Source organism: Pseudomonas sp. GW821-FHT09E12 (assembly GCF_059416085.1).
The window spans coordinates 205,611-226,873 of sequence record NZ_JBWKOM010000002.1; the positions used below are offsets into that span (position 1 = coordinate 205,611).

Genomic DNA, 21,263 nt, shown 5'->3' on the forward strand with positions numbered 1-21,263 from the left:
AGCGGCGTGGGTCCGGCGGGTTGGCCCGCTGATCGCCCGGGCCATTTCCTATGCCTGTGGGGCCAGCGCCTGTCGATTCAACGGCGGGCGCTGTTCCCCGGCCTGGCCATCAGCTGGACAGCGCCGTCACCCTGGCCCGCGCCGCGTGCAGCTTCTTGTAGCTGTCGATCAGCCGCAGGTGGCGGTCGATCCCTTCCAGCTTCATGCTGGTCGGTGTCAGGCCATAGAAGCGCACATCGCCATTCACCGAGCCAATCACCGCATCCATCCGCTCGTTGCCGAACATGCGACGGAAATTGGCTTCGTAATCCGCCAGGTCCAGATCTTCGTCGAGCTCCATCTCCAGCACCGCATTCATCGCCTGGTAAAACAGGCCACGCTCGGCGGTGTTGTCGTTGTACTGCAGGAACATCTCCACGCATTCCTTGGCTTCTTCATATTGTTGCAAGGCCATGAAGATCAGCAGCTTCAACTCCAGGATGGTCAGTTGACCCCAGGCGGTGTTGTCGTCGAACTCGATGCCGATCAGGGTGGTGATATCGGTGTAGTCGTCCAGTTCGCTTTCTATCAGGCGCTCGAGCAACGCCTGCAATTCTTCCTCGTTGAGGCTGTGCAGGTTGAGGATGTCGGAGCGGAAGAACAGTGCCTTGTTGGTGTTGTCCCAGATCAGGTCTTCCACCGGGTAGATTTCCGAGTAGTCCGGCACCAGGATGCGGCAGGCGGTGGCGCCGAGGTGCTCGTACACGGCCATGTAGGACTCCTTGCCCATGCCTTCGAGAATGCCGAACAAGGTCGCGGCTTCCTGGGCATTGGAGTCTTCACCCTGGCCGGAGAAGTCCCACTCGACGAATTGGTAATCCGACTGGGCGCTGAAGAAGCGCCACGACACCACGCCGCTGGAGTCGATGAAGTGCTCGACGAAGTTGTTCGGCTCGGTGACTGCCTGACCTTCGAACGTCGGCGGCGGCAGATCGTTCAAACCCTCGAAACTGCGGCCTTGCAGCAGCTCGGTGAGGCTGCGCTCCAGCGCCACTTCCAGGCTTGGGTGCGCGCCGAACGAGGCAAATACGCCACCGGTACGCGGGTTCATCAAGGTCACGCACATCACCGGAAACTCACCGCCCAGGGACGCATCCTTGACCAGCACCGGAAAGCCCTGGGCTTCCAGGCCCTGGATGCCGGCGAGAATCCCCGGGTATTTGGCCAAGACTTCTGCCGGTACATCCGGCAGGGCGAATTCGCCTTCGATGATTTCGCGTTTGACGGCGCGCTCGAAGATCTCCGACAGGCACTGCACCTGGGCTTCAGCCAGGGTGTTGCCGGCGCTCATGCCGTTGCTCAGGTAGAGGTTTTCGATCAGGTTCGACGGGAAATACACCACTTCGCCATCCGACTGGCGCACGAACGGCAGCGAAACAATGCCGCGCTCTTCATTGCCGGAGTTGGTGTCGAACAGGTGCGAACCGCGCAGCTCGCCTTCGCGGTTGTAGACCTTCAGGCAGTACGCATCGAGGATTTCGCTCGGCAGCTCGTCGTTGGGGCCTGGCTGGAACCAGCGCTCGTCCGGGTAATGCACGAACGGCGCGTTGGCGATCTCCTCGCCCCAGAACTGATCGTTGTAGAAGAAGTTGCAGTTCAGGCGCTCGATGAACTCGCCCAGGGCCGAGGCCAGGGCGCCTTCCTTGCTCGCGCCCTTGCCGTTGGTGAAGCACATCGGCGACTGCGCGTCGCGGACATGCAGCGACCAGACGTTGGGCACGATATTGCGCCACGAAGCGATCTCGATCTTCATGCCCAGGCCCGCCAGGATGCCGGACATGTTGGCGATGGTCTGTTCCAGCGGCAGATCCTTGCCGGCGATGTAGGTGGTGTGCGCCTCGGCGCTCGGCATCAACAGGGCCTGGGCATCGGCGTCGAGGTTTTCCACCTCCTCGATCACAAACTCAGGCCCGGCCTGTACCACTTTCTTGACGGTGCAACGGTCGATGGAGCGCAGGATGCCCTGGCGGTCCTTGTCGGAGATATCCGCCGGCAACTCGACCTGGATCTTGAAGATCTGGTTGTAGCGGTTTTCCGGATCGACAATGTTGTTCTGCGACAGGCGAATGTTATCGGTGGGGATATTGCGGGTGTCGCAGTACAACTTCACGAAGTACGCCGCGCACAACGCCGATGACGCCAGGAAATAGTCGAACGGACCCGGTGCCGAGCCATCGCCCTTGTAGCGGATGGGTTGATCGGCCACCACCGTGAAGTCATCGAACTTGGCTTCAAGTCGGAGGTTGTCGAGAAAGTTGACCTTGATTTCCATGGGGCACACCGAATAACGAGCAAAACGAAATGGCGGCCATTATCCGGTTTTTCAGCGCGAAGTCTTGCGCTTTTCGGCAAGCGGGCCAGGTGGTTGGGGGGAGGAGGTCGCGGCCTGCGGCATCAGCTCCTCTCATTCATCACCGATTGACATCAGGCTGGCAGCCCACGCTTGGCTGGCAGTGTAGCGGGCGTAATAAGCCAGCTTCTCTGCCTTACTCAAACCGGTAAAAAACGGCAGGAAGTACTGGTCGTTGTAGTAACCCTGGGCACCTTGCAACTGCGTTCCCCACCATGCAGGGTCGTAACCCTCGAAGGCTATCCAGGGCGGCGGAACGGCGAAACGCTGGCGCTGAATGGCTTCGAGAAAGTCAGTGCTGTTGGTTACCAGGCGCACCGTGACGGCGTTGAATTCCCGGGTGGATGTAAAGCAAATCAGGCGCTGGTGGTTTTGGGCGTTTTCATACTGCCTGACGGGAAGGTCGTTGAAGCTGCGCTCGTGGGTCAGGGTGAAGCTGGATTCGATAAGTGCCTGGAAAGAATCCCTGTCGCTCCCGTCGATCAGCAAGGTCCAGTAATAAGCCGGCACGCCTGTGTCTTCCAAAGAAACCGCGCGTAGTGGAAGGGGCAGGGCGGGAGTGTGTGGCAGAGGTTCGGTGAAAACCGCTTGGAGTTCTGACCGGGAGTAGCCAGAAATTTGCTCTTTGGGCGCGCGGTCAAAAAGACCTGCGATACGGTTGAAAAAACTCATATCGTCCTTGATTCAGCTTCGGTGGGTTTAGTGGAATGGCGCCTCAAGGCCATTGATTTAGGGTTCCTTGAAACCCGGAAAACCGTTGGCCGAGCGCCACTCTTTCACGGTCTTGATAATGCCCTCGGCTGAGCTGTCGGCGCCACGTTCGGGGTAATAGATCAGATCGGAGCCGGCGGGGTGCTCGGTGATTCGCTCGAACTCATCGAGTAACGGGTCGAGGACTTCATCAGGAGCCCCTTTGTTTGCGGCGAATAGCTCCTGCATAAAACTCATGAATTCAGCTTCGGTGTAATCAGAAAAAGTTTTTTGCACGGCTCTAGCTCCGATGAATATCAATATGATTTTTAGGAGTGGTTACTCGCAAATTATCAATGTTATATACCTCGCCGCCTTCTGAAACCTGATCTACATGATGGAGCTCAAAGGAGCGTTTTTTTCCTATATGGTCCTGCCTTCGTGCCTTGGGCGCATAGCCATTTTTCATACGTTGTATGTTGTCGGGAACAAATTGGCCACTCAGTTCTGGATTCGCTGCCACAGCCCTCCAAAACGCTTCCCGAAAAGCATCAAAGCTTCTGAACTCCCTCCCGCGCAACTGATCAGCAATCTCCGTGGGTATCGGAGAACCTAACCCGGAGTCGGCCCCCGCGAGCCAGAGACCTTCTACGTCCTGCCCCCGACCCGTAACCGTACCGGGCGTCTTGCGCACGCTCAGCACGATATAGAGCGGCCGAACCCCAGACCCCGGCGGGAACACCAGGATGAAGTCCTTGTACTCCGGCGGGTAGATTGGGTTGACGATGAGGGTGTCCGCCTGTTCGGTGGGCGGAAAGATCCAGATGTGCGGCGCTTGGGGCGCGGCCTCCAGCGGGGGGATGCCGGAGGTGCTGGACGGGTCCACCGCGGGTGTCCAGATCAGGGTGACGCCGTCGCCGAAGTCGGCCACCTGTTGCTGGCCTTCGGCAGCAAAGCGCACCACCGGGACCATTTCCCAGCCACGCTGCTTTTGCGTGTTGTAGCCATAGCCCTTGAGCGTGCCGTCGGGTCGTTGTTCGAGATGCAGGCGCACGCGGGTGCGGCCTTCTTTCAGCGCGTCGAGTTGCTCGGGCGTGTACAAGGCGCTGTCGCCCAGGCTCGACGGCCAGAGCATGGCCACCAGGCCTGAAGGGCAGTCTTTACTTTTACGGGCTGACAAGCAGGACGATTCTGGCTAATGCCGATCAGTTAAGGACGAGAGTGGGGGCTGGTGTAGGAGCGAGCTTGCTCGCGATGGACTTGAGAGCGCCGCGTTCATCCACTCGACACGCGTTATCGTTAACCGCCGTCGCGAGCAAGAACTAGGCGTCCCCCTTGTAAGCTGGTTTTACCTGCTTCGGATCGTGGTTCCCAAAGGTTTCAAGATCGTGAGCGAGCCTGATCCGGCTCAGGCTTCCCGGCCGTGGGCCGCCGCGGCCAGTTGTTCGGTATCGACCCGCACGAAAATCGAGTCGCCGATCGCCGTCAGCACATCGCCGGCGTAGACCTCGCAGATCACCCGGCTCTTGCGCCCGACTTCACCTTCGACCCTGGCGCGCAAGGTCAGGGGCACGTCCATCGGTGTGGGCTTGATGAATTTGATGCCGAGGTTGCCGGTCACGCAGTTGATTCGTGGCTGGCTGTCCAGGGCGCGTTTTTCAGCGCGGTAGTGGTAGGCCATGGCGGTCCAGTTCGAGTGGCAGTCCACCAGCATGGCGATCAGGCCGCCGTATACAAGCTCGGGCCAGCCGCAGTATTGGCTGTCCGGCAGGTGCTCGGCCATCACATGCACCCCATCCTCATGCCAGTGGCTCTTGATGTGCAGGCCATGGGGGTTGCGGCTGCCGCAGCCAAAACAAACGCCGTCCGGCGCGGTGCTGTCTTGCAGGGAGAGTGGGTGCATGTGTCTTACCTTTCTTATTGTTGGAGAAGGAAAACCTCAGGCCGCCTGTGCCTGTATCTGCAGGTCGCCGTCGATGTCCTTGACCAGCCCGCTGGCCAGCAGCAGGGGCAGCAGGCGCTGGTGCAGTTGCGGCTCGACGAATTCCTTGACGGTGTCCAGCGCCAGGTTGCCGCTGGTTTCCAGCTCGGCCTTGGTGTAGGACAGCCAGGCCTTCTTCAGCACCAGCAGCACGTCGCTGCCGGCAGTGGTGGCGAAGCGGCGGTGGGTGACTTTACCGCCGAAGTCGAAGCTGTGCTGGTAGGCATAACCGCTCTCGACGCCCGCGCTGGCGACACAACGACCGCAGGTGCATTTGCCGTCGCCGAAGGCCGTGCGCAGATAGGTGTTGAAGTCCACCACGGGCTTGAGCCCCAGGCGCTTGTCGACTTCGAACAGATCCCCGGTCAGTTTTTCTTCAGTGCTCAACGTCCATTTCCTCAAGTCATGCGGCGTGTTTTCACAGGGCCGCACGATACCAGCCAGACGCTTGCAGGGGTAATTTTCTGCCCGGAGGGGGCGAGAAACCCTGCGCCAGGAACCTGGACCGGCGGTTGTTGCCGAGCCTGGCGCCCGTAGTGAACAAGTGGCCAGTAAAAGAGAGGCATATTGCCTTCTCCGATAAGGCCCGATGCTGGCCCCGTGGTCACTCAATCACCGCCAAAATCACTTTAATTTCAGGTGGTTAGGTAGATCGAAAAATGCGCAATGTGTGGATGACGCTGACCTCGTTCGCCTTGGTCAGCGTGGCTGTCGCGGCCGAGGGCAAGGAGTTGCCGGCCAATGACCGGTATGTGTGCAGTTGGGGCGCGGGGACGGCGGCGCGGGCGCAGGAGCTGAAACTGTCGGGCGTTTCGCTGTATGCCGCGCGGCAGAAGCTGCAGACCTACAAGTTCAGCAAGGGTTGGATGCGCATGCTGGCCCTGGGCATTACCGAACAGACCTACGACAGCCCCTCGCGGGCCAAGCCGGCGACGGTGCGGCAGAGTTTTTACGACGATTGCGTGCGCTACAAGCTGGCGCGCAAATAACCGGGGAAGGCACGCGCAATTGCCGGTTGCCCGGGCTGCCATGCTGGCGTGGGCGCCGGCGATCCTGGGTCGAGGCATGTCGGCTTTGCCTCATGTACCCGGACCTTTGGTCCATGGGCCGATAGAATCCGCCGCCATCTGATCCGTATTTTTCTTCGTCACCTGCGTCTGTATCGGGATCAGATCTGGCCTGACAATAACGCACCCCTCAGGCGCACCGGCCCGCCGGCTGGAGCCTGAGGCTGCGTTCTGCTTTTCGCGCTGGCGAAAACCTATTGTTCAGGAGGCCTTTATGGCGAAGATGGCGATTTTCTTGTTTGGATTCTTGGCACTGACCATCGCGATCGGTCTGCTAGCGACCATCTCCCCGGTCTGAGGGGAAAGCTCAGCCCAGTCTCGCCGAGGCGGGCCGAACCGCTATTTGGAAAACTTCCTCGCCCCGGCCACGCACAGAATCACCGCCACGGTCACTCCCAGCATGCCCAGGCTGACCTGTTCATGCAGCAGGGTGGCCGCCAGGGCCAGGCCAAAGAACGGTTGCAGCAACTGCAACTGGCCGACGGCGGCGATCCCTCCCTGGGCCAGCCCGCGATACCAGAAGACAAAGCCGATCAGCATGCTGAACAACGCGACGTACCCCAGGCTCAGCCAGGCGGGCAGGGTGATGCCGCTAAACGAAGGTGGGGCACGCAACAGGCTCAGCAGCGCCATGACCGGCAGCGCCAGCACCAAAGCCCAGGAAATCACCTGCCAGCCGCCCAGGGTGCGGGAGAGCTTGGCGCCTTCCGCGTAACCCAGGCCGCAGACCAGGATCGCCAATAGCATGAGGATGTCTCCGGCCGGCGCGGCGCTCAGCCCCTGGGACAGGGCAAACCCCACCACCAGCAGGCTGCCCAGCACCGAGAACAGCCAGAACACCGGCCGCGGCCGCTCGCCGCCGCGCAGCACGCCGAACACCGCGGTGGCCAGTGGCAGCAAGCCCAGGAAGACGATGGAGTGGGCCGAGGTCACGTACTGCAGCGCTAACGCGGTCAGCAGGGGAAAGCCCACCACCACGCCCAGGGCGACTATCGCCAAGGGCCACAGCTGGTTTCTGTTCGGGCGTTTTTCCTTGAACAGCAGCAACAGGCACAAGGCCAGGACCCCGGCGATGCTGGCGCGGGCCACGGTCAGGAACAGCGGGTCGAATTCCAGCACGGCGACCCGGGTGGCCGGCAGCGAGCCGCTGAAAATCAGCACGCCGATAAAACCGTTGAGCCAGCCGCTCGCGGCCTTTTGCGTGGTGGGGTGTGGCAGGGGGGATGTCCGTTCCATTCAGGGGCTCAGCTCTGTTCAAGGGTAAGCGCCGCGCTGCAGGGCGAGATTGCGCCTGGGCTGCTCAGGCCCCATCCTAGGAGCGCTAAGCAATACAATCAAAATATTGTCATGGATACATTCCGCTATGGCCCGTGCCCGCTACAAACAACTGGTCGATGCTTTTGCCGCCGATATCCGTGGCGGCGCCCTGCCGCCCGGCGCCCGCCTGCCGACTCACCGCGAGCTGGCCGCCAGGGAAGGGCTGGCCCTGGTGACCGCTTCGCGGGTGTATGCCGAGCTGGAGGCCATGGGCCTGATCAGTGGCGAAACCGGGCGCGGCACCTTTGTCCGCGAGACCGCATTGCCGCCGGGCCAGGGCGTCGACCAGCAGGCCACTGCGGCGGGTACTCTGGACCTGAATTTCAACTATCCGGCGTTGCCCGGGCAGGCCGAAGTGTTGCGCGGCGGCCTGCGCCAACTGGCGGCCGCCGGTGACCTGGAGGCGCTGCTGCGCTACCAGCCCCACAGTGGTCGCAGCCACGAGCGGGCCGCGGTGGCGCGGTATCTGGTCTCTTGCGGGTTGCGGGTAGAGGCCGAGCAGGTGTCGATCGTCAGCGGCGCCCAGCATGGCCTGGCGACCACGGTGGTGGCGCTGCTCAAGCCCGGCGATGTGGTCGCCACCGATGCCTTGACCTACCCGGGGTTCAAGGTGGTGGCCGACGCCCACGGCGTGGAGCTGGTGTCGATTGCCCTGACCGAGCACGGTCCCGACCTGGCGGCCTTCGAGCAGCTGTGTCGCAGCCGACGGGTGCGGGCGGTGTACGCCATGCCGACCCTGCACAACCCCATGGGTTGGGTGCTGGATCTGGCGTGGCGCGAGCGTCTGGTGCACATAGCCCGCCAGCATCGCCTGCTGATTATCGAAGACGCCGCCTATGCCTTTCTCGCCGAGGATCCGCCCGCGCCGCTGGCGGCCCTGGCGCCGGAACTGACGGTGTATGTGTCGGGCTTTTCCAAGAATGTCGCCACCGGACTGCGGGTCGGTTTTGTCGTCGCGCCGCCGGCCTGGGTGCCGCTGATCGAACGGGTGATCCGCGCGACCACCTGGAACACCCCCGGGGTGATGACGGCGCTGGTCTGCAACTGGATCGACGACGGCACCGTGGCGCGCCTGGAAACCGAGAAGCGCCAGGATGCGCAAGCCCGGCAGGCGCTGGCCAGGGAGGTGCTGGACGGCCTGGCGTACACCGGGCATCCGGCGTCCTATTTCCTCTGGCTGCCGCTGCCCGAGGAGGTCCGTGCCGATCAGGTGGCCATGGCCTTGCTGCGGGAGAATGTCTCGGTGTCCACCGCCGAGCCCTTTGTCAGCGCCGCGCCGGTGCCCCACGCGATTCGCCTGGCCCTGGGCTCGGTCGATATGGATCAACTGCGGGTGGCACTGGAAAGGGTGCGCAAGGTGATTGCTCAATACGCCTACTGAAGGCCCCGCGCGGCAAGGCGCGGGAGCCCGTTGGCCGTCAGACCTTGAACTGGGTTACCAAGCCGTTGAGTTCCACCGCCAGGCGCGACAGGTCCTGGCTGGCGGCGTTGCTCTGGTTGGCTCCGGCCGAGGTCTGGGTCGCCAGGTCGCGGATGTTCACCAGGTTGCGGTCCACCTCGCGGGCGACCTGGGCCTGCTCTTCGCTGGCGCTGGCGATCACCATGTTGCGTTCGTTGATCGAGGTGATGGCCTGGGTGATCTGGTCCAGGGCCAGGCCCGAAGCGCGGGCGGCTTCCAGGGTCAGGTGGGCGCGTTCGTTGCTGTGGCGCATGGCGCTGACCGCGCCTTCGGTGCCTTCTTCGATGGTGTTGATCATGCTTTCGATTTCCTGGGTCGACTGCTGGGTGCGATGGGCGAGGGCCCGCACCTCATCGGCGACCACGGCGAAACCGCGTCCGGCGTCGCCGGCCCGGGCGGCCTCGATGGCCGCGTTGAGGGCCAGCAGGTTGGTCTGCTCGGCGATCGAGCGGATCACCTCCAGGACCTGGCCGATATTGCGCACATCCACCGCCAGGTGCTCGACCTGCTCGCAGGTGCGGGTCACTTCGTCGGCCAGGTCGCCGATGGAGTCGACGGTGTGCTGCACCTGCTGCCGGCCGTGGTGGGCGGTGGCGTCGGTTTCCCGGGATGCTTCGGAGGTGCTGACGGCGTTGCGCGCCACTTCTTCCACCGCAGCGGTCATTTCGTTGACCGCGGTGGCGGCCTGTTCCAGCTCGTTGCTCTGCTGGTGCAGGGTCTTGCTGGAATCCTCGGTCACCGCATGCAGTTCCTCGGCGGCCGACGCCAGCTGGCTGGAGGAATCGGCAATCTTCTGCAGGGTGCTGCGCAGGCTGTTCTGCATGCGTTGCAGGGCGTGCAGCAGGCGTGCCGGTTCGTCGTTGCCGGTCACGCTGATGGCATGGCACAGGTCGCCGCTGGCGATGGTTTCGGCGACTGCCACGGCCTGGCTCAGCGGCCGCACGATACTGCGGGTCAGCACTATGGCCAGGCCGACGGTCAGCACCAGCACGATGGCCAGGATCGCCAACACCAGCCCGACCGCGCTGTGGAACACTTCGTTGCTGCGCGTGGCGGCCACTTCGCCGCCGTGGGTATTCACCTCGACCACGCTCAGCAGTTCCTTGAGCATGGCGTCGGCATTGGTCAGGAACGGCCCGCCGTCGACGATGGCGATCGCCTCGTCCTTGCGCCCCTGGCGCGCCAGGTCGAGGACGCGCTGCTGGTCCTTGAGGTACAGCGCCCTGACCCCCAGGTAGCGCGCGTACGCAGCCTTTTCCTCGGGGGCGATACTGAGTTTTTCGTAGGCCAGTTGCTGGGCCGACAGTTGCTCGTCGAGTTGCTTGACCCGGTCCAGCAGGGCCTCGACTTCGGTTCTGTCGCGTACGACCAGCAGGCGCAGGGTCAGGGTACGGATCTGGGTACTGGTCAGGGCCACGGCGTTGGCCGCGACGATCGAGGGCAGCCAGTTCCTGTCGACCTCGAGCGACTGCTCGTTCATGCGCCGCATTTCCAGCAGGGAGAACGCCCCGAGCGCAACCGCGAGCAACGCGATCAGGGCAAAACTGAGGCCTGCACGGCGGGAAATGTTCATCGATCGTAAAAGCATGACTGTGTTCCTTGTGGCGGCAAAAGGCACAACCTGCGCGGCATCCGGCAGGTTCGCAGCAAAGCGGCGCGCGCTCGGAAAGGCTCCGGGGCGTCGTCGGTTCTTGCAGGCAAGACAGGCGGGAGGCGCATCGTGGCGCCTTCTTTTATGAGGTCTTCCGGGGTGGATGGGGCTGCACGGGCCCTGGCCGGAAAGGTGGTGATGATATCACAGTGATATCGGTGGCGTCGGCGAGGTGGAGCGCAGGGCTCCACCTTGAGGGCTCAGCCGTGCTGGATGCCCGCGCGTTTCAGCAACTGCTTGCAGCGCTCGGACAGGTGGATCACCCGCAGGTGCTTGCCGGCCTTGCCGTAGCGTTCGCGCAGGGTTTTCAGGGCGGCGATGGCCGAGTAGTCGACGAAGCTCAGGTGGCGGCAGTCGAGGGTCACCTGGGCTGGGTCGCCCGCCGGGTCGAAGTGGTTGAGGAAGGAGGTGGTCGAGGCAAAGAACAGGGTGCCGTGGACCCGGTACAGCTTGCTGCCGTCGGCTTCCTCATGGCTGTCGGCGTACAGCTCGCGCGAATGCTGCCAGGCGAAGTTGAGGGCGGCGATGACGATGCCGCACAGCACCGCGATGGCGAGGTCGGTGAACACGGTGATGATGGTCACCGCGACTATCACCAGCATGTCGTTCAGCGGCACTTTATGCAGCACCCGCAGCGAGCCCCAGGCGAAGGTCTGCTGGGCCACCACGAACATCACCCCCACCAGCGCCGCCAGCGGAATGCGCTCGATCAAGGGCGAGAGAAACAGCACGAACAGCAGGATCATCGTTCCGGCGACCACCCCGGACAGCCGGCCGCGGCCGCCGGAGCTGAGGTTGATCACGGTCTGGCCGATCATCGCGCAACCGCCCATGCCGCCGAACAGGCCGGAGGCGATATTGGCCGCGCCCAGGGCCACGCATTCGCGGTCGGGGAAGCTGCGGCTCTCGGTGATTTCGTCGGTGAGGTTGAGGGTCAGCAGGGTTTCCAGCAGGCCAACCATGGCCATCAGGAACGCGTAGGGGGCGATGATACCCAGGGTCTCCAGGTTCCACGCAATGTCCGGCAGCACCAGGCGCGGCAGGCCGCCGGCGATATGGGCCATGTCGCCCAGGGTGCGGGTCGGCAGGCCCAGCAGGTAGACCAGCAGGCCGACCCCGAGGATCGCCACCAGCGCCGGCGGCACCGCGCGGCTCAAGCGTGGCAGCAGATGGACGATGGCCATGGTCAGCGCCACCAGCCCGAGCATCAGCCACAGGGGCGTGCCGCCGAGCCAGCGTTCATCGGCCTTGAAGTGTTCCAGCTGGGCCAGGGCAATGATGATCGCCAGGCCGTTGACGAAGCCGAGCATCACCGGATACGGCACGATCCGCACCAGTTTGCCCAGGCGCAGCAGGCCGAAGGCGATCATGACCAGGCCACCGAGCAGCACCGTGGCCAGCAGGTACTGCACGCCGTGCTGCACCACCAGCGCGACGATCACCACCGCCATCGACCCGGCGGCGCCGGAAATCATCCCCGGGCGGCCGCCGAACAGCGCGGTCAGGGTGCAGATGATAAAGGCCCCGTACAGGCCCATCAGCGGGTTGAGGTGGGCGACCAGGGCGAAGGCGATGCACTCGGGCACCAGGGCGAAAGAGGTGGTGAGTCCGGCCAGGACGTCGGCGCGAAGGCGAGCGGGTTTCATGGTTTACCTGAGAGGGTGGCCAGGGGCGGCCGGGGTTGCGGGGGATTATCGAAAGGCGGCGAATGTTACGGAATTACAGCCGCGCCAGCCAGCCATGGGGCTTGTATTGATGGGCGCTGGCGGCAAGACTGCACGGCTCCGGCGCTTAATACCGGGCAGCCAAGGAGCCTCCATGTCATCAAGCAAACGCGAGCAGGCGCGTCTCGAACGCCGCCTGGTCGCCAGCCTCACCGACGCCTGCGAAACCGCCAAGGCACAAATCGTCGGTTTCTCCTGGCTGACCCATGTGGTCGATTACGCGGCGTTTCCCGCCAGCCTGAGAGTGGTATGGGTATTCGACACCCAGGCCAGCAAGGCCCTGGCCCTGGCCTGCGGGCAGGGCGAGCGCATGCTCGAACTGACAGCCATGGCGCTGCATGACGCCGGCGTGGAGTTGCAGGCGCTGGCGGCCCATGTGCGGTACGACAGCGAAGAACAATGCCAGCGCATCAACGGCGGCAACTGGCAACAACGCCTGGCGCGGCTGGGCTGAGCGCCGCTGGCAAGCGCGGCTAAACGCCGCACCCGACCAAGGTCGCACACAACCTGTCATCCATTTGGCAGGAAGCGGGGCGCCTCGTTTTGCTACCATGCGTGGCTTTTACGGATGGGCCGCCTGGCGGCTCATCTGGACTTTCGGCTCCTCAAAGGGCGGTAACGAATGAGTGTTTTGTTGAGTCGCCGCGAGGTGATTGCAGGTATGGGGGTGTTGGGTCTCGGTCTTCTGGCCGGCTGCGATACCCGGGGCCAGTTGTCGTACAAATATGGCAAGGACCTGAGCGACAAGATCATGGGTCGTACCTTCAAGCTGAAGGACACCGAGGGCAACGTCAGGACGCTCTCAAGCTATAGCGGCCTGATGCCGATGGTGTTCTTCGGTTTCACCCAGTGCCCGGCCATCTGCCCCACGACGCTGGCGCGCGCGGCCCAGGCCAAGAAACTGATGGGCCGCGACGGCGACCGCCTGCAGGTGATCTTCATCACCCTGGACCCCGAGCGGGATACCCCGGAGGTCCTCGACGCCTACGTCAAGGCCTTCGACCCGTCGTTCGTCGCGCTGTACGGCACGCTGGAGCAGACCGCGGCCACGGCCAAGGAATTCGACGTGTTCTACGAGAAGATCCCCAGCGGTTCGACCTACACCCTGTCCCACACCGCCACCAGTTTTGTCTACGACTCCCGGGGCACGTTGCGCCTTGGCTTGTCCCAATCGCTTACCGCGCAAGAGTGCGCGGAAGATCTACTGACCGTCATGGAGGTCTGCTGATGTACCCGGCCCTGAATAAAACCGCTATCGCCCAACGCGCCAAACGCATCCTGATCGGCCTGTCCCTGTTGGGCCTGGCGGGCCAGGCCGCGGCCCAGACCCAGGTCGACGACGCCTGGGTACGCGCCACCGTCGCCGGGCAACAGGCGACCGGGGCCTTCATGACCCTGACCGCCAGCGACGACAGCAAGCTGCTCAGCGTCGAGTCGCCAGTGGCCAAGATCGTGCAGATTCACCAGTCGAGCATGCACAACGATGTGATGAGCATGCGCCCGGCGGACTTCGTCGCGTTGCCGGCCGGCAAGGCCGTGGCCCTGGACCCCCACGGTTATCACGTGATGCTGATCGACCTGGTGGCCCAGGTGAAGGAAGGCGACAAGGTGCCGCTGACCCTGGTGGTGGAAAATGCCAAGGGCGAGAAAGAGTCGATCAAGGTCGAGGCCCAGGCCCGCGCCCTGAATATGCCTGACCACAGCAAGATGCAGCATTGATGGTTAGCGGCACCTGCGACGACCGGCAGCCAGGCTGAAGCATGGCCAAGGAAATCGACAACCCCTGCATCGCCGTTTGCCAGTTGAGCGGCGACCTGTGCCTGAGTTGCGGGCGCAGCAAGGACGACATCCGCCAATGGAAGCGCATGAAGCGCCCGGAAAAGATGGCGGCGGTGCAGCGGGCGAGCCAGCGCTTGAAGGCGCTGCGCAAGAAGGGCGGCGGCGCCAGCCGCTGATCTCCCCCCAGCCGGCCTCCAGCGCCGGCCTTCAGATTCCCGGCGTCTGCGCCGCACACTCGCGTAACCAGGCGATACAGGCCGAGACTCGTCGCGGCAGGGCCTCCAGGGCCGGGTGGACGATGTAGTAATCGTATTCGCCGCTGCGGGTAAACCCGGTGAACGGCAGCACCAGCCGGCCTTGCCCGATCGCCTCGCTGACCAGATGCTCGCGCCCGATCGCCACGCCGGCATGGTGGATGGCGGCGGTGACGCAGAGGTCCGAGCGATCGAAAGTCACCCCGCGTTTCGGCATGGGCACACCTCCGCCGTGCTGGCGAATCCACAGCGCCCATTCGGAATCGAAGGTGGCGTGGTCCCAGGCCAGCGAGTCATGCAGCAGGGTGCAGTGCTGCAGTTGCTCGACCGCGCCGGTCAATCCATGGCGTTCGGCGTATTGCGGGCTGCACACCGGCGCGACCCGTTCCTGCATCAGCTTGTGCGCCGCCAGCCCATGGAACTCGCCATTGCCGTAGTACAGCGCCAGGTCGATCTGCCGGGTGCGGAAGTCAATGCGGTCGTTGCCTACGCGCAGGTCGAGCCTGACCCCGGGAAAGCGCTGGCCGAACTCGGCCAGGCGCGGCACCAGCCAGGAATGGGCGATGGACGGGTGGGCGTACAGGGTCAGCGGCCCGGCCAGGTCGGCGTCGACGGGCTGGGCCAGGACTTCGGACAGCTCGCCCAGGGTTTGCTGGAGGATCGCGAAAATCCGTTCGCCGGCCTCGGTCAGCTCGACCCGCCGGGTCAGCCGGCGGAACAGCTGGATCGACAGCTCCGCCTCCAGCCGGGCGATGCGATGGCTGACCGCGCTGGCGGTCAGGCACAACTCATCGGCGGCCTTGCTGAAACTCAGGTGGCGGGCCGCGGCCTGGAAGGTGAACAGGTTCGAGAACTGGCTGCTGTTGAGCTTGGCATCCAGTCGGGGCGGTAGGTTGTACAAGCCGGCGCTTCTCCTGTCGGTCGGTTATGAGCCTTGCAGCACCCGGGCGCCTTGCGCCAGATAGGCCTGCATCTCGGTGTCCGGGACCATGCTGCCGCCCGTGGCCCAGACCAGGTGGGTGGCCCGGGCGTAAGCCGCGGCGCTCAGGCCGCTGCGCTGCAGGTACTGGTCACGCTGTGCCTGCACCCGGGCGATGCCTGGGACACCAGCCACCGCCGAGGGCTCCAGGTGCAGCTGTTGGTGCTTGGCCATCAGCCAGACCAGGGCATGCAGTTCGTCATCGCTGACGGTGTAGTAACCCTCGATCAGCCGCTGCATGGCCCGGCCGACAAAACCCGAGGCGCGGCCGACGGCCAGGCCGTCGGCGGCGGTGAGGTTGTCGATGCCGAAGTCCTGCACCGACACCTCGTCATGCAGCCCGGTGTGTACCCCAAGCAGCATGCACGGCGAATGGGTGGGCTCGGCAAATATACAGTGAACGGCGTCGCCGAACGCCAGCTTCAAGCCGAACGCTACGCCGCCAGGGCCGCCGCCGACACCGCAGGGCAGGTAGACGAACAGCGGGTGCTCGGCATCGACCCGGACCCCGGCCTGTTGCAGTTGCCGGCTCAGGCGTTCAGCGGCCACGGCGTAGCCGAGGAACAGGTCGGTGGAGTTTTCGTCATCGACGAAGTGGCAGGCCGGATCGGCGCTGGCCTGCCGGCGCCCCTGGGCCACGGCGATGCTGTAGTCGCTCTGGTATTCCATGACGTTCACGCCATGGGCGCGCAGCTTGTCCTTCTTCCATTGGCGGGCGTCGGCGGACATGTGCACCGTGACCTGGAAGCCCAGCCGGGCGCCCATCAGGCCGATGGACAGGCCCAGGTTGCCGGTGGAGCCGACGGCGATCCGGTAGTGGCTGAAGAACGCCCGGGCCTGGGGCGAGTCGAGCACGCTGTAGTCCTGGTCCGGGCGCAGCAGGCCGGCCTCCAGGGCCAGGCGTTCGGCGTGCTTGAGCACCTCGTAGATACCGCCGCGGGCCTTGATCGACCCGGAGATCGGCAGGTGGCTGTCCTGCTTGATCCACAGCGCGCCGGGCAGGGCTTGCCCGTAGCGGCTGGACAGCACCGCCTGCAAGGCCGGCAGCGGCTGGATCGGCGATTCGAGAATGCCGTTGTTGGCCAAGGTCTCGGGAAAAGCCACGCGAAAATACGCGGCGAAACGCGCAAGGCGGGCGCTGGCGTCGGCCACGTCGGCGGCGCTCAGCGCAAGATCGCTGAGGCCATCGGCCAGGGGCGCGCGGGTGGCGGTGAACCAGGTGGTTTCGCGCAACGCCATCAGCTCTTCGAGCAGCGGGAAGCGGCGGGTCCAGGTAGCGAGTGGCTGGCCTGCGATCATGGGGAAGTCTCCTGTGGCAAAGGTTTAAACGAAATGAGAGAGGGCCAGGGTCAGCAGCAGGGCGACCACCGAGGCCAGGACCGTGGCGCTGGTGAAGGTCTTGAGGGCATCGGCCAGCGACACCCCGAGGTATTCCTTGACCACCCAGAAGGCCGAGTCGGTGACGTGGGTCCAGCCGATGGCCCCGGCGCCGATGGCGACCACGATGATCTCCTTGCTGTAGCCGGAGTCGACGCCCAGGGTCGGCAGCACGATGGCGGCGGCGCTCATCATGGCCACGGTCGCCGAGCCCACCGCGAAGTGCATCAGGCCCGCCACCAGCCAGGCCAGGACTACGGGGTTGATGTCCAGCCGGGTCAGGGAATCGGCCAGCACCTTGCCCACGCCGCTGTCGATCAGGATGCCGTTGAAGGCGCCGCCGGCACCGATGATCAGCAGGATGCTGGCCAGCGGCGGCAGGCTTTTCTGGGTGTGCCCCAGCAGGTCCTGCATGCCCAGGCCACGGCGCAGGCCCAGGGACCAGTAGGCGAAGACCACGGCGATCAGCAGCGCCACCAGCGGGTTGCCGAAGAACGACAGCAGCCCGGACAGCGTCGAGCCGGCGGGCAGGGCGGTGGCGAAGGTCTTGCCGATCATCAGCAGCAGCGGCAGCAAGATGGTCAGCAACGTCAGCCAGAAGCCCGGCAGCACTCGTTCGCCACGGGCCTCGCAACGCTCCTCGAGGAAGGCCGCCTGCCAAGGTTCGGCCTGGCTGCGCGCCACCAGGCGGATCCACAGCGGCCCGGCGACGATGGCGGTGGGCAGGCCGACGATCAGGCCGTAGAGGATCACCTTGCCGACGTCGGCCCCCAGCAAGTGGGTGATGGCCATGGCCGCGGGGTGCGGCGGCAGCATGCAGTGCACGCACATCAGCGACACCGCCAGCGGCACGCCGAGGTGCAGCAGGTTGAGGCGGGTGGCCTTGGCCACCACGTACACCAGCGGAATCAGCAGGATGTAGCCGACCTCGAAGAACACCGGGATGCCGGCGATGAACCCCACCAGCATCATCACCCAGGAGGCGCGCCGCTCGCCCAGGGTGTCGAGCAAGGTCCGGGCGATGCGTTCGGCACCTCCGGACTCTTCGAGCATCTTGCCGAGGATACTGCCCAGCCCGATGATCGCGGCGAGAAACCCCAGGGTATCGCCCAGGCCCTTCTGGAACGATTCGAGCATGGCATTCAAGGGCATCCCCGAGCCCATCCCCACCAGGCCGCAGGCGGCGATCAGCGCCAGAAAGGCATGCACCCTGAACCTGACAATCAGCACCACGATCATCACGATCGCGGCTAACAACACCCACAGCAACGCGCCATTGCTTTGCATTGGCCAACCCTCTTATTGATTTTGTGACGGGGTCCGTCAAGGGACTTCGCGGGGCGAGAGTTAACGCTCGGCCGCGCGGGGCTGACAAAAGATCATTGCTCAGCAGATGGGTGATGCTGGGTCAGCTGTGGGCGCCGGTGGCGGGTGCGGTACAGCAAGGGATTGCGGTTGGCGGGAAGAATTTTTCACTGATGGCCTTTTGATATTGATCGTCACTCTCTAGAATCGCCGCGGCCACTCCAGCCATGGAGGCGCTTCGCTACCCAACCTAAGGAAACCGCAATGAAGATTGGAAAGATTCTGGGCCTGTCCCTGATGCTCGCGCTGACCGGTTGCGCCAGCTTCACCAAGGACGAAGTGGCTACGGTGGATCTGCCATCCATGTCCAGCTACGCTAACAAGCCGAATGTCTATGTGAGCTTCAACTTCTATCAGGGCGAGCCTCAAAGTGCTTCGGCCGTCGAAGTGCCGCAGGCGCGCGACATGCTCAAACCCCAGCTGCAAAAAATCTTGAGCGACTCCGGCCTTTTCGGTCGCGTGACCCTGGATGAGTTCCAGAAGCAACCGGGTGACTACAATCTGCGGCTGAAGGTCTACAACCATCCACCTGGTGGCGGGCAGATGGTCATGGCCTTTATCAGCGGCTTCACCTTCACCATCATCCCGACGATGGCAACCGATCAATACACTATGAGCCTCGAGGCGCTGGACCCGCAGGGCCAGGCTGTCAGCAGTTCCAGCAACCATGATGGGATCAATACCTGGATGGGCATCTGGTTCGTGCCGCTGATGGGCAATACCCCGAAGGCAGCGGTGAGCGATACCTTCACTCGGCAGGTCAATGCGCTGCTCAAGCAGATGGTCGAGCGCAACAGCCTGAAATATTCGGCGCTCGATTCCCGCGTGCCCCGGGTCTGAACCGAATAAAAAAGAGCCGCTTGAGCGGCTCTTTTTTTGTCCTTATTTCAGCGCCTGGATGAACTGCGGGTCGCTGTACAGGGCTTTCAGCAAATCACGCACCAGCGGGTTGTAGGCATTGGCGGCGTTGGGGATAGCGATGGGCCCGAAGAAGCTGCTACTCCATTGGCTGCTCACGGTCTGGGTCGACTCATATGCCACCTCGCTGCCCTTGAGCAGGGTGAAGCGCGCCGCAAGCTCGCCATGACCGCTGGCCACTCCGGCGCTCAGTTCGTTCTTCAGCACCAGCACCTGCAGGTGCCGTTGCGCTTGCGGGTCCAGCAGGCCGGCGCGGCGCAGCTCTTCGTTGATGGCGTCCTGAATATGCAAGGGGATGCTGCCGCTGGGCGAACGGATCGGATTGGCGCGGACCGACAGCGAACCCTGGCCGGCCGCCGCCGTTACCTGTGTATCGCTGATCGTGTGCAGAGGCGGGCTCTGCTTGAGTCGTTGGACGTTGTCGTAACTCGGTTCATAGCGCGTCATGGTCATGCCACAGCCTTGCAGCAACAGCGCGAGCAGAGGAACGAACAGCAGGGATTTTTTCACGGCATTTCCTTGCGTGAGGGGATTGGTGGGGCGGGATTATCGAATGATGTCCATTTGATATCAATGTTGTAAGGAATGATCCTGGAAAACCCTTTGTCGCCTGCGCCCTGAATTTTCCCGGCGCCCCCCAGAAACCCGCCAGAGCAGCTTTACTTGTCCAGGCAAGTCGCGCCTGTAGATGGCCGTTCGGCCGCTGCATTCTGCCCGGGACCGGCATTGCGAGAAGGACACGGAGTGTCGTTCAACCCCGTACCAGACCCTTGTCGCCCCCTGACATGAACGCCTGTTGGAGCAGTCGTTTGCTGGCCAGTACCTCATCGCGGTCTGGTCGCGCCCGTGCCATCGCAGCCCGGGCGCCGCCTCTTTAAAGGAGTAAAGACATGACTCAGTACGACAAACAGCTCAACAACCCCAAACAGCCGTCGCGCCAGGCACGCCTGGAAAGCACCGGCGCCGAACGCCTGACGCTGGCCAACGCTGGGCCGATCCAGATGGGCTTCTGGGTGCCCAACCGGGTATGGGCCACGGCCAAGTTCCTGGTGCCGCTGCGCAACCTGATCGCCGAGAAGAAAAAGGCCGGCACCCTGATCCCGATGCGCACGCAAATCATCGAGTTCAAGACCTGGGTCACCCACAACAGCGTGTACCGCATGTGGGTCAACTCGATGATCGAACAGTCGAACGCCTACGTGGCGACCCTGGACGAGGCGACCAAGGAGCAGATCAAGGACACGGACGGCGATGCGCTGTGGATCGCTGGCTACGACAGCTTCTTCGAGATTCTCAACGAGATCATCAGCACCTCCTCGTCGTTTAACACCACGGCCCAGGTCGGCACGCCGATGAACGCTTTCCTGGCGGTGTCGATGGGCACCGAGGCGGGTGTCGCGCTGTTCCATGACACGACCTTCAACCAGCAGTTCAAGAAGGTGCTCAATGCCTGGAACGCCTTCCTCAAGAGCAGCGCTTCCCTCGACAAGCTGGACATCAACGACCCGGAAAAAGAGGGCTCGTGGATCTCCGCGGCGGCCCATGAGGCCGGGGTCTGGACGCAGATGGAGCATGACCCGAACCTGCCCGGCTACGGCTTCGATTCCTGGAACGCGTTTTTCATCCGCCGGTTCGTGCCCGGCGCGCGGCCGTTCCAGGGCAATCCGCTGACCCAGGTCGATATCGGCTGCGAGACCACGCCCTGGCAGTACGAAAACGATGTGGCGTTCGAGACCGAGTTCTGGATCAAGGACGTCAATTACTCGCTGCTCGATCTGTTCGGCGGCCAGGAGCAGTGGGCCGCGCCGTTCCAGGGTGGGCAGGCTTACCAGGGCTTCCTGTCGGCGACCCACTATCACCGCTGGAACGCCCCGCTCGATGGCAAGCTGGTGCGCTCCTGGGTGCAGCCGGGCACCTATTTCGCCCAGCGTCCGGCCCAGGGCGAAGACGAGGGCACCTGGGAGGGCACCGAGTCGCAGCCGTACCTGGGGCATGTCGCCGCCCGGGCGATCTTTGTCTTCGAGCACCCGACCTGCGGTTATGTCGCGCTGATCTGCATCGGCATGGTCGAGGTCTCGACCTGCGTGATCGAGCCGCCGTTCATCGTCGACCAAGGCGCGGCACCGGTGAACATCACCCGTGGCACCGAGATCGGGCATTTCGAGTTCGGCGGTTCGACCCACATGATGATCTTCCAGAAGGGCCGGGTGCAGTTGGAGGATTGGGCGGTGAACGCGGTCGCGCACCAGAACGACCCGCAACCGACGCCCATGGGCACGGTGATCGCCACGGCGCTGCTGAACAAGGGCTGAG

The 21,263-nt window shown here is 63.7% G+C and carries 20 protein-coding genes and 2 pseudogenes; 8 read left to right on the plus strand and 14 right to left on the minus strand.

Annotated features, from left to right (window positions below; genetic code table 11):
* Positions 1-109: 109 nt before the first annotated feature.
* The 6 genes and pseudogenes from AC07PQ_RS06025 to AC07PQ_RS06050 all read right to left on the minus strand — a co-directional run bounded on the left by AC07PQ_RS06025 (position 110) and on the right by AC07PQ_RS06050 (position 5,447).
* Positions 110-2,311: an OsmC domain/YcaO domain-containing protein gene (locus AC07PQ_RS06025; RefSeq protein WP_493185133.1), complete on the minus strand. Its 2,202-nt coding sequence runs from the start codon at positions 2,309-2,311 to the stop codon at positions 110-112.
* Positions 2,312-2,443: 132 nt separating this feature from the next.
* On the minus strand, positions 2,444-3,061 hold the full coding sequence (locus tag AC07PQ_RS06030) for a hypothetical protein (protein ID WP_493185132.1): 618 nt from the start codon (positions 3,059-3,061) through the stop codon (positions 2,444-2,446).
* A 57-nt stretch (positions 3,062-3,118) separates the two neighbouring features.
* Positions 3,119-3,376, minus strand: a complete 258-nt coding sequence (locus tag AC07PQ_RS06035) for a bacteriocin immunity protein (protein WP_087088209.1) — start codon at positions 3,374-3,376, stop codon at positions 3,119-3,121.
* A 4-nt stretch (positions 3,377-3,380) separates the two neighbouring features.
* Positions 3,381-4,229: pseudogene (locus tag AC07PQ_RS06040) on the minus strand (pyocin-S2/colicin E7-DNase domain-containing protein); the annotation flags it as partial.
* 258 nt (positions 4,230-4,487) lie between these two features.
* On the minus strand, positions 4,488-4,982 hold the full coding sequence (locus AC07PQ_RS06045; protein WP_493185131.1) for a PaaI family thioesterase: 495 nt from the start codon (positions 4,980-4,982) through the stop codon (positions 4,488-4,490).
* A 36-nt stretch (positions 4,983-5,018) separates the two neighbouring features.
* Complete coding sequence (locus tag AC07PQ_RS06050) at positions 5,019-5,447, minus strand: hypothetical protein (protein WP_087088203.1); 429 nt, start codon at positions 5,445-5,447, stop codon at positions 5,019-5,021.
* 272 nt (positions 5,448-5,719) lie between these two features.
* On the opposite strand from AC07PQ_RS06050, the gene AC07PQ_RS06055 reads away from it, so the two are divergent.
* Positions 5,720-6,049, plus strand: a complete 330-nt coding sequence (locus AC07PQ_RS06055; protein ID WP_007924875.1) for a hypothetical protein — start codon at positions 5,720-5,722, stop codon at positions 6,047-6,049.
* 417 nt (positions 6,050-6,466) lie between these two features.
* Here the strand turns inward: AC07PQ_RS06055 and AC07PQ_RS06060 are convergent, their stop codons facing one another.
* On the minus strand, positions 6,467-7,363 hold the full coding sequence (locus AC07PQ_RS06060) for a DMT family transporter (RefSeq protein WP_062825382.1): 897 nt from the start codon (positions 7,361-7,363) through the stop codon (positions 6,467-6,469).
* Between the two features lie 127 nt (positions 7,364-7,490).
* On the opposite strand from AC07PQ_RS06060, the gene AC07PQ_RS06065 reads away from it, so the two are divergent.
* Positions 7,491-8,825, plus strand: a complete 1,335-nt coding sequence (locus tag AC07PQ_RS06065) for an aminotransferase-like domain-containing protein (RefSeq protein WP_493185130.1) — start codon at positions 7,491-7,493, stop codon at positions 8,823-8,825.
* 37 nt (positions 8,826-8,862) lie between these two features.
* Here the strand turns inward: AC07PQ_RS06065 and AC07PQ_RS06070 are convergent, their stop codons facing one another.
* The 3 genes and pseudogenes from AC07PQ_RS06070 to AC07PQ_RS06080 all read right to left on the minus strand — a co-directional run bounded on the left by AC07PQ_RS06070 (position 8,863) and on the right by AC07PQ_RS06080 (position 12,200).
* The gene (locus AC07PQ_RS06070; protein ID WP_370686802.1) at positions 8,863-9,726 is read right to left on the minus strand and encodes a methyl-accepting chemotaxis protein; all 864 of its coding nucleotides are present in this window, start codon (positions 9,724-9,726) and stop codon (positions 8,863-8,865) included.
* Positions 9,721-10,491: pseudogene (locus tag AC07PQ_RS06075) on the minus strand (MCP four helix bundle domain-containing protein); the annotation flags it as partial. The gene AC07PQ_RS06070 and the pseudogene AC07PQ_RS06075, both read right to left, overlap by 6 nt.
* A gap of 263 nt (positions 10,492-10,754) precedes the next feature.
* Positions 10,755-12,200, minus strand: a complete 1,446-nt coding sequence (locus AC07PQ_RS06080) for a SulP family inorganic anion transporter (protein ID WP_493185129.1) — start codon at positions 12,198-12,200, stop codon at positions 10,755-10,757.
* A gap of 172 nt (positions 12,201-12,372) precedes the next feature.
* On the opposite strand from AC07PQ_RS06080, the gene AC07PQ_RS06085 reads away from it, so the two are divergent.
* The 4 genes from AC07PQ_RS06085 (at position 12,373) to AC07PQ_RS06100 (ending at position 14,233) form a co-directional block, all read left to right on the plus strand.
* Positions 12,373-12,732, plus strand: a complete 360-nt coding sequence (locus tag AC07PQ_RS06085) for a hypothetical protein (RefSeq protein WP_493185128.1) — start codon at positions 12,373-12,375, stop codon at positions 12,730-12,732.
* Between the two features lie 168 nt (positions 12,733-12,900).
* Positions 12,901-13,506: an SCO family protein gene (locus AC07PQ_RS06090; RefSeq protein ID WP_007924889.1), complete on the plus strand. Its 606-nt coding sequence runs from the start codon at positions 12,901-12,903 to the stop codon at positions 13,504-13,506.
* Positions 13,506-13,997: a copper chaperone PCu(A)C gene (locus tag AC07PQ_RS06095; protein WP_007924890.1), complete on the plus strand. Its 492-nt coding sequence runs from the start codon at positions 13,506-13,508 to the stop codon at positions 13,995-13,997. Before AC07PQ_RS06090 ends, AC07PQ_RS06095 begins: the two co-directional genes overlap by 1 nt.
* A 41-nt stretch (positions 13,998-14,038) precedes the next feature.
* On the plus strand, positions 14,039-14,233 hold the full coding sequence (locus tag AC07PQ_RS06100; RefSeq protein ID WP_007924891.1) for a DUF1289 domain-containing protein: 195 nt from the start codon (positions 14,039-14,041) through the stop codon (positions 14,231-14,233).
* A gap of 31 nt (positions 14,234-14,264) precedes the next feature.
* Here AC07PQ_RS06100 and dsdC read toward each other — a convergent pair whose 3' ends face one another.
* From dsdC to AC07PQ_RS06115, 3 genes are read right to left on the minus strand one after another with little or no spacing between them, the layout of a single operon-like run.
* Complete coding sequence (dsdC, locus tag AC07PQ_RS06105) at positions 14,265-15,212, minus strand: DNA-binding transcriptional regulator DsdC (RefSeq protein ID WP_493185127.1); 948 nt, start codon at positions 15,210-15,212, stop codon at positions 14,265-14,267.
* Positions 15,213-15,236: 24 nt separating this feature from the next.
* Positions 15,237-16,589, minus strand: coding sequence for a D-serine ammonia-lyase (gene dsdA / locus AC07PQ_RS06110; RefSeq protein ID WP_493185126.1), 1,353 nt, complete (start codon positions 16,587-16,589; stop codon positions 15,237-15,239).
* A gap of 24 nt (positions 16,590-16,613) precedes the next feature.
* Positions 16,614-17,954: a GntT/GntP/DsdX family permease gene (locus AC07PQ_RS06115; RefSeq protein WP_493185125.1), complete on the minus strand. Its 1,341-nt coding sequence runs from the start codon at positions 17,952-17,954 to the stop codon at positions 16,614-16,616.
* A gap of 282 nt (positions 17,955-18,236) precedes the next feature.
* On the opposite strand from AC07PQ_RS06115, the gene AC07PQ_RS06120 reads away from it, so the two are divergent.
* Positions 18,237-18,872, plus strand: coding sequence for a hypothetical protein (locus AC07PQ_RS06120; protein ID WP_007924896.1), 636 nt, complete (start codon positions 18,237-18,239; stop codon positions 18,870-18,872).
* 42 nt (positions 18,873-18,914) lie between these two features.
* Here AC07PQ_RS06120 and AC07PQ_RS06125 read toward each other — a convergent pair whose 3' ends face one another.
* Positions 18,915-19,460: a hypothetical protein gene (locus AC07PQ_RS06125; protein ID WP_007924898.1), complete on the minus strand. Its 546-nt coding sequence runs from the start codon at positions 19,458-19,460 to the stop codon at positions 18,915-18,917.
* A gap of 380 nt (positions 19,461-19,840) precedes the next feature.
* Here AC07PQ_RS06125 and AC07PQ_RS06130 point away from each other — a divergent pair, with 380 nt between their 5' ends.
* Positions 19,841-21,262 carry a phophatidylserine decarboxylase associated domain-containing protein gene (locus AC07PQ_RS06130; protein WP_493185124.1) on the plus strand — a complete coding sequence of 474 codons (1,422 nt, stop codon included), beginning with the start codon at positions 19,841-19,843 and terminating at the stop codon, positions 21,260-21,262.
* Position 21,263 lies beyond the last annotated feature (1 nt).

What these genes read in the sequence shown, in the direction of transcription:
- AC07PQ_RS06025 (WP_493185133.1), bottom strand. Translation starts at nt 2,311, where the DNA reads ATGGAAATCAAGGTCAACTTTCTCGACAACCTCCGACTTGAAGCCAAG.
- AC07PQ_RS06030 (WP_493185132.1), bottom strand. Translation starts at nt 3,061, where the DNA reads ATGAGTTTTTTCAACCGTATCGCAGGTCTTTTTGACCGCGCGCCCAAA.
- AC07PQ_RS06045 (WP_493185131.1), bottom strand. Translation starts at nt 4,982, where the DNA reads ATGCACCCACTCTCCCTGCAAGACAGCACCGCGCCGGACGGCGTTTGT.
- AC07PQ_RS06055 (WP_007924875.1), top strand. Translation starts at nt 5,720, where the DNA reads ATGCGCAATGTGTGGATGACGCTGACCTCGTTCGCCTTGGTCAGCGTG.
- AC07PQ_RS06060 (WP_062825382.1), bottom strand. Translation starts at nt 7,363, where the DNA reads ATGGAACGGACATCCCCCCTGCCACACCCCACCACGCAAAAGGCCGCG.
- AC07PQ_RS06065 (WP_493185130.1), top strand. Translation starts at nt 7,491, where the DNA reads ATGGCCCGTGCCCGCTACAAACAACTGGTCGATGCTTTTGCCGCCGAT.
- AC07PQ_RS06070 (WP_370686802.1), bottom strand. Translation starts at nt 9,726, where the DNA reads ATGCAGAACAGCCTGCGCAGCACCCTGCAGAAGATTGCCGATTCCTCC.
- AC07PQ_RS06080 (WP_493185129.1), bottom strand. Translation starts at nt 12,200, where the DNA reads ATGAAACCCGCTCGCCTTCGCGCCGACGTCCTGGCCGGACTCACCACC.
- AC07PQ_RS06085 (WP_493185128.1), top strand. Translation starts at nt 12,373, where the DNA reads ATGTCATCAAGCAAACGCGAGCAGGCGCGTCTCGAACGCCGCCTGGTC.
- AC07PQ_RS06090 (WP_007924889.1), top strand. Translation starts at nt 12,901, where the DNA reads ATGAGTGTTTTGTTGAGTCGCCGCGAGGTGATTGCAGGTATGGGGGTG.
- AC07PQ_RS06095 (WP_007924890.1), top strand. Translation starts at nt 13,506, where the DNA reads ATGTACCCGGCCCTGAATAAAACCGCTATCGCCCAACGCGCCAAACGC.
- AC07PQ_RS06100 (WP_007924891.1), top strand. Translation starts at nt 14,039, where the DNA reads ATGGCCAAGGAAATCGACAACCCCTGCATCGCCGTTTGCCAGTTGAGC.
- dsdA (WP_493185126.1), bottom strand. Translation starts at nt 16,589, where the DNA reads ATGATCGCAGGCCAGCCACTCGCTACCTGGACCCGCCGCTTCCCGCTG.
- AC07PQ_RS06115 (WP_493185125.1), bottom strand. Translation starts at nt 17,954, where the DNA reads ATGCAAAGCAATGGCGCGTTGCTGTGGGTGTTGTTAGCCGCGATCGTG.
- AC07PQ_RS06120 (WP_007924896.1), top strand. Translation starts at nt 18,237, where the DNA reads ATGAAGATTGGAAAGATTCTGGGCCTGTCCCTGATGCTCGCGCTGACC.
- AC07PQ_RS06130 (WP_493185124.1), top strand. Translation starts at nt 19,841, where the DNA reads ATGACTCAGTACGACAAACAGCTCAACAACCCCAAACAGCCGTCGCGC.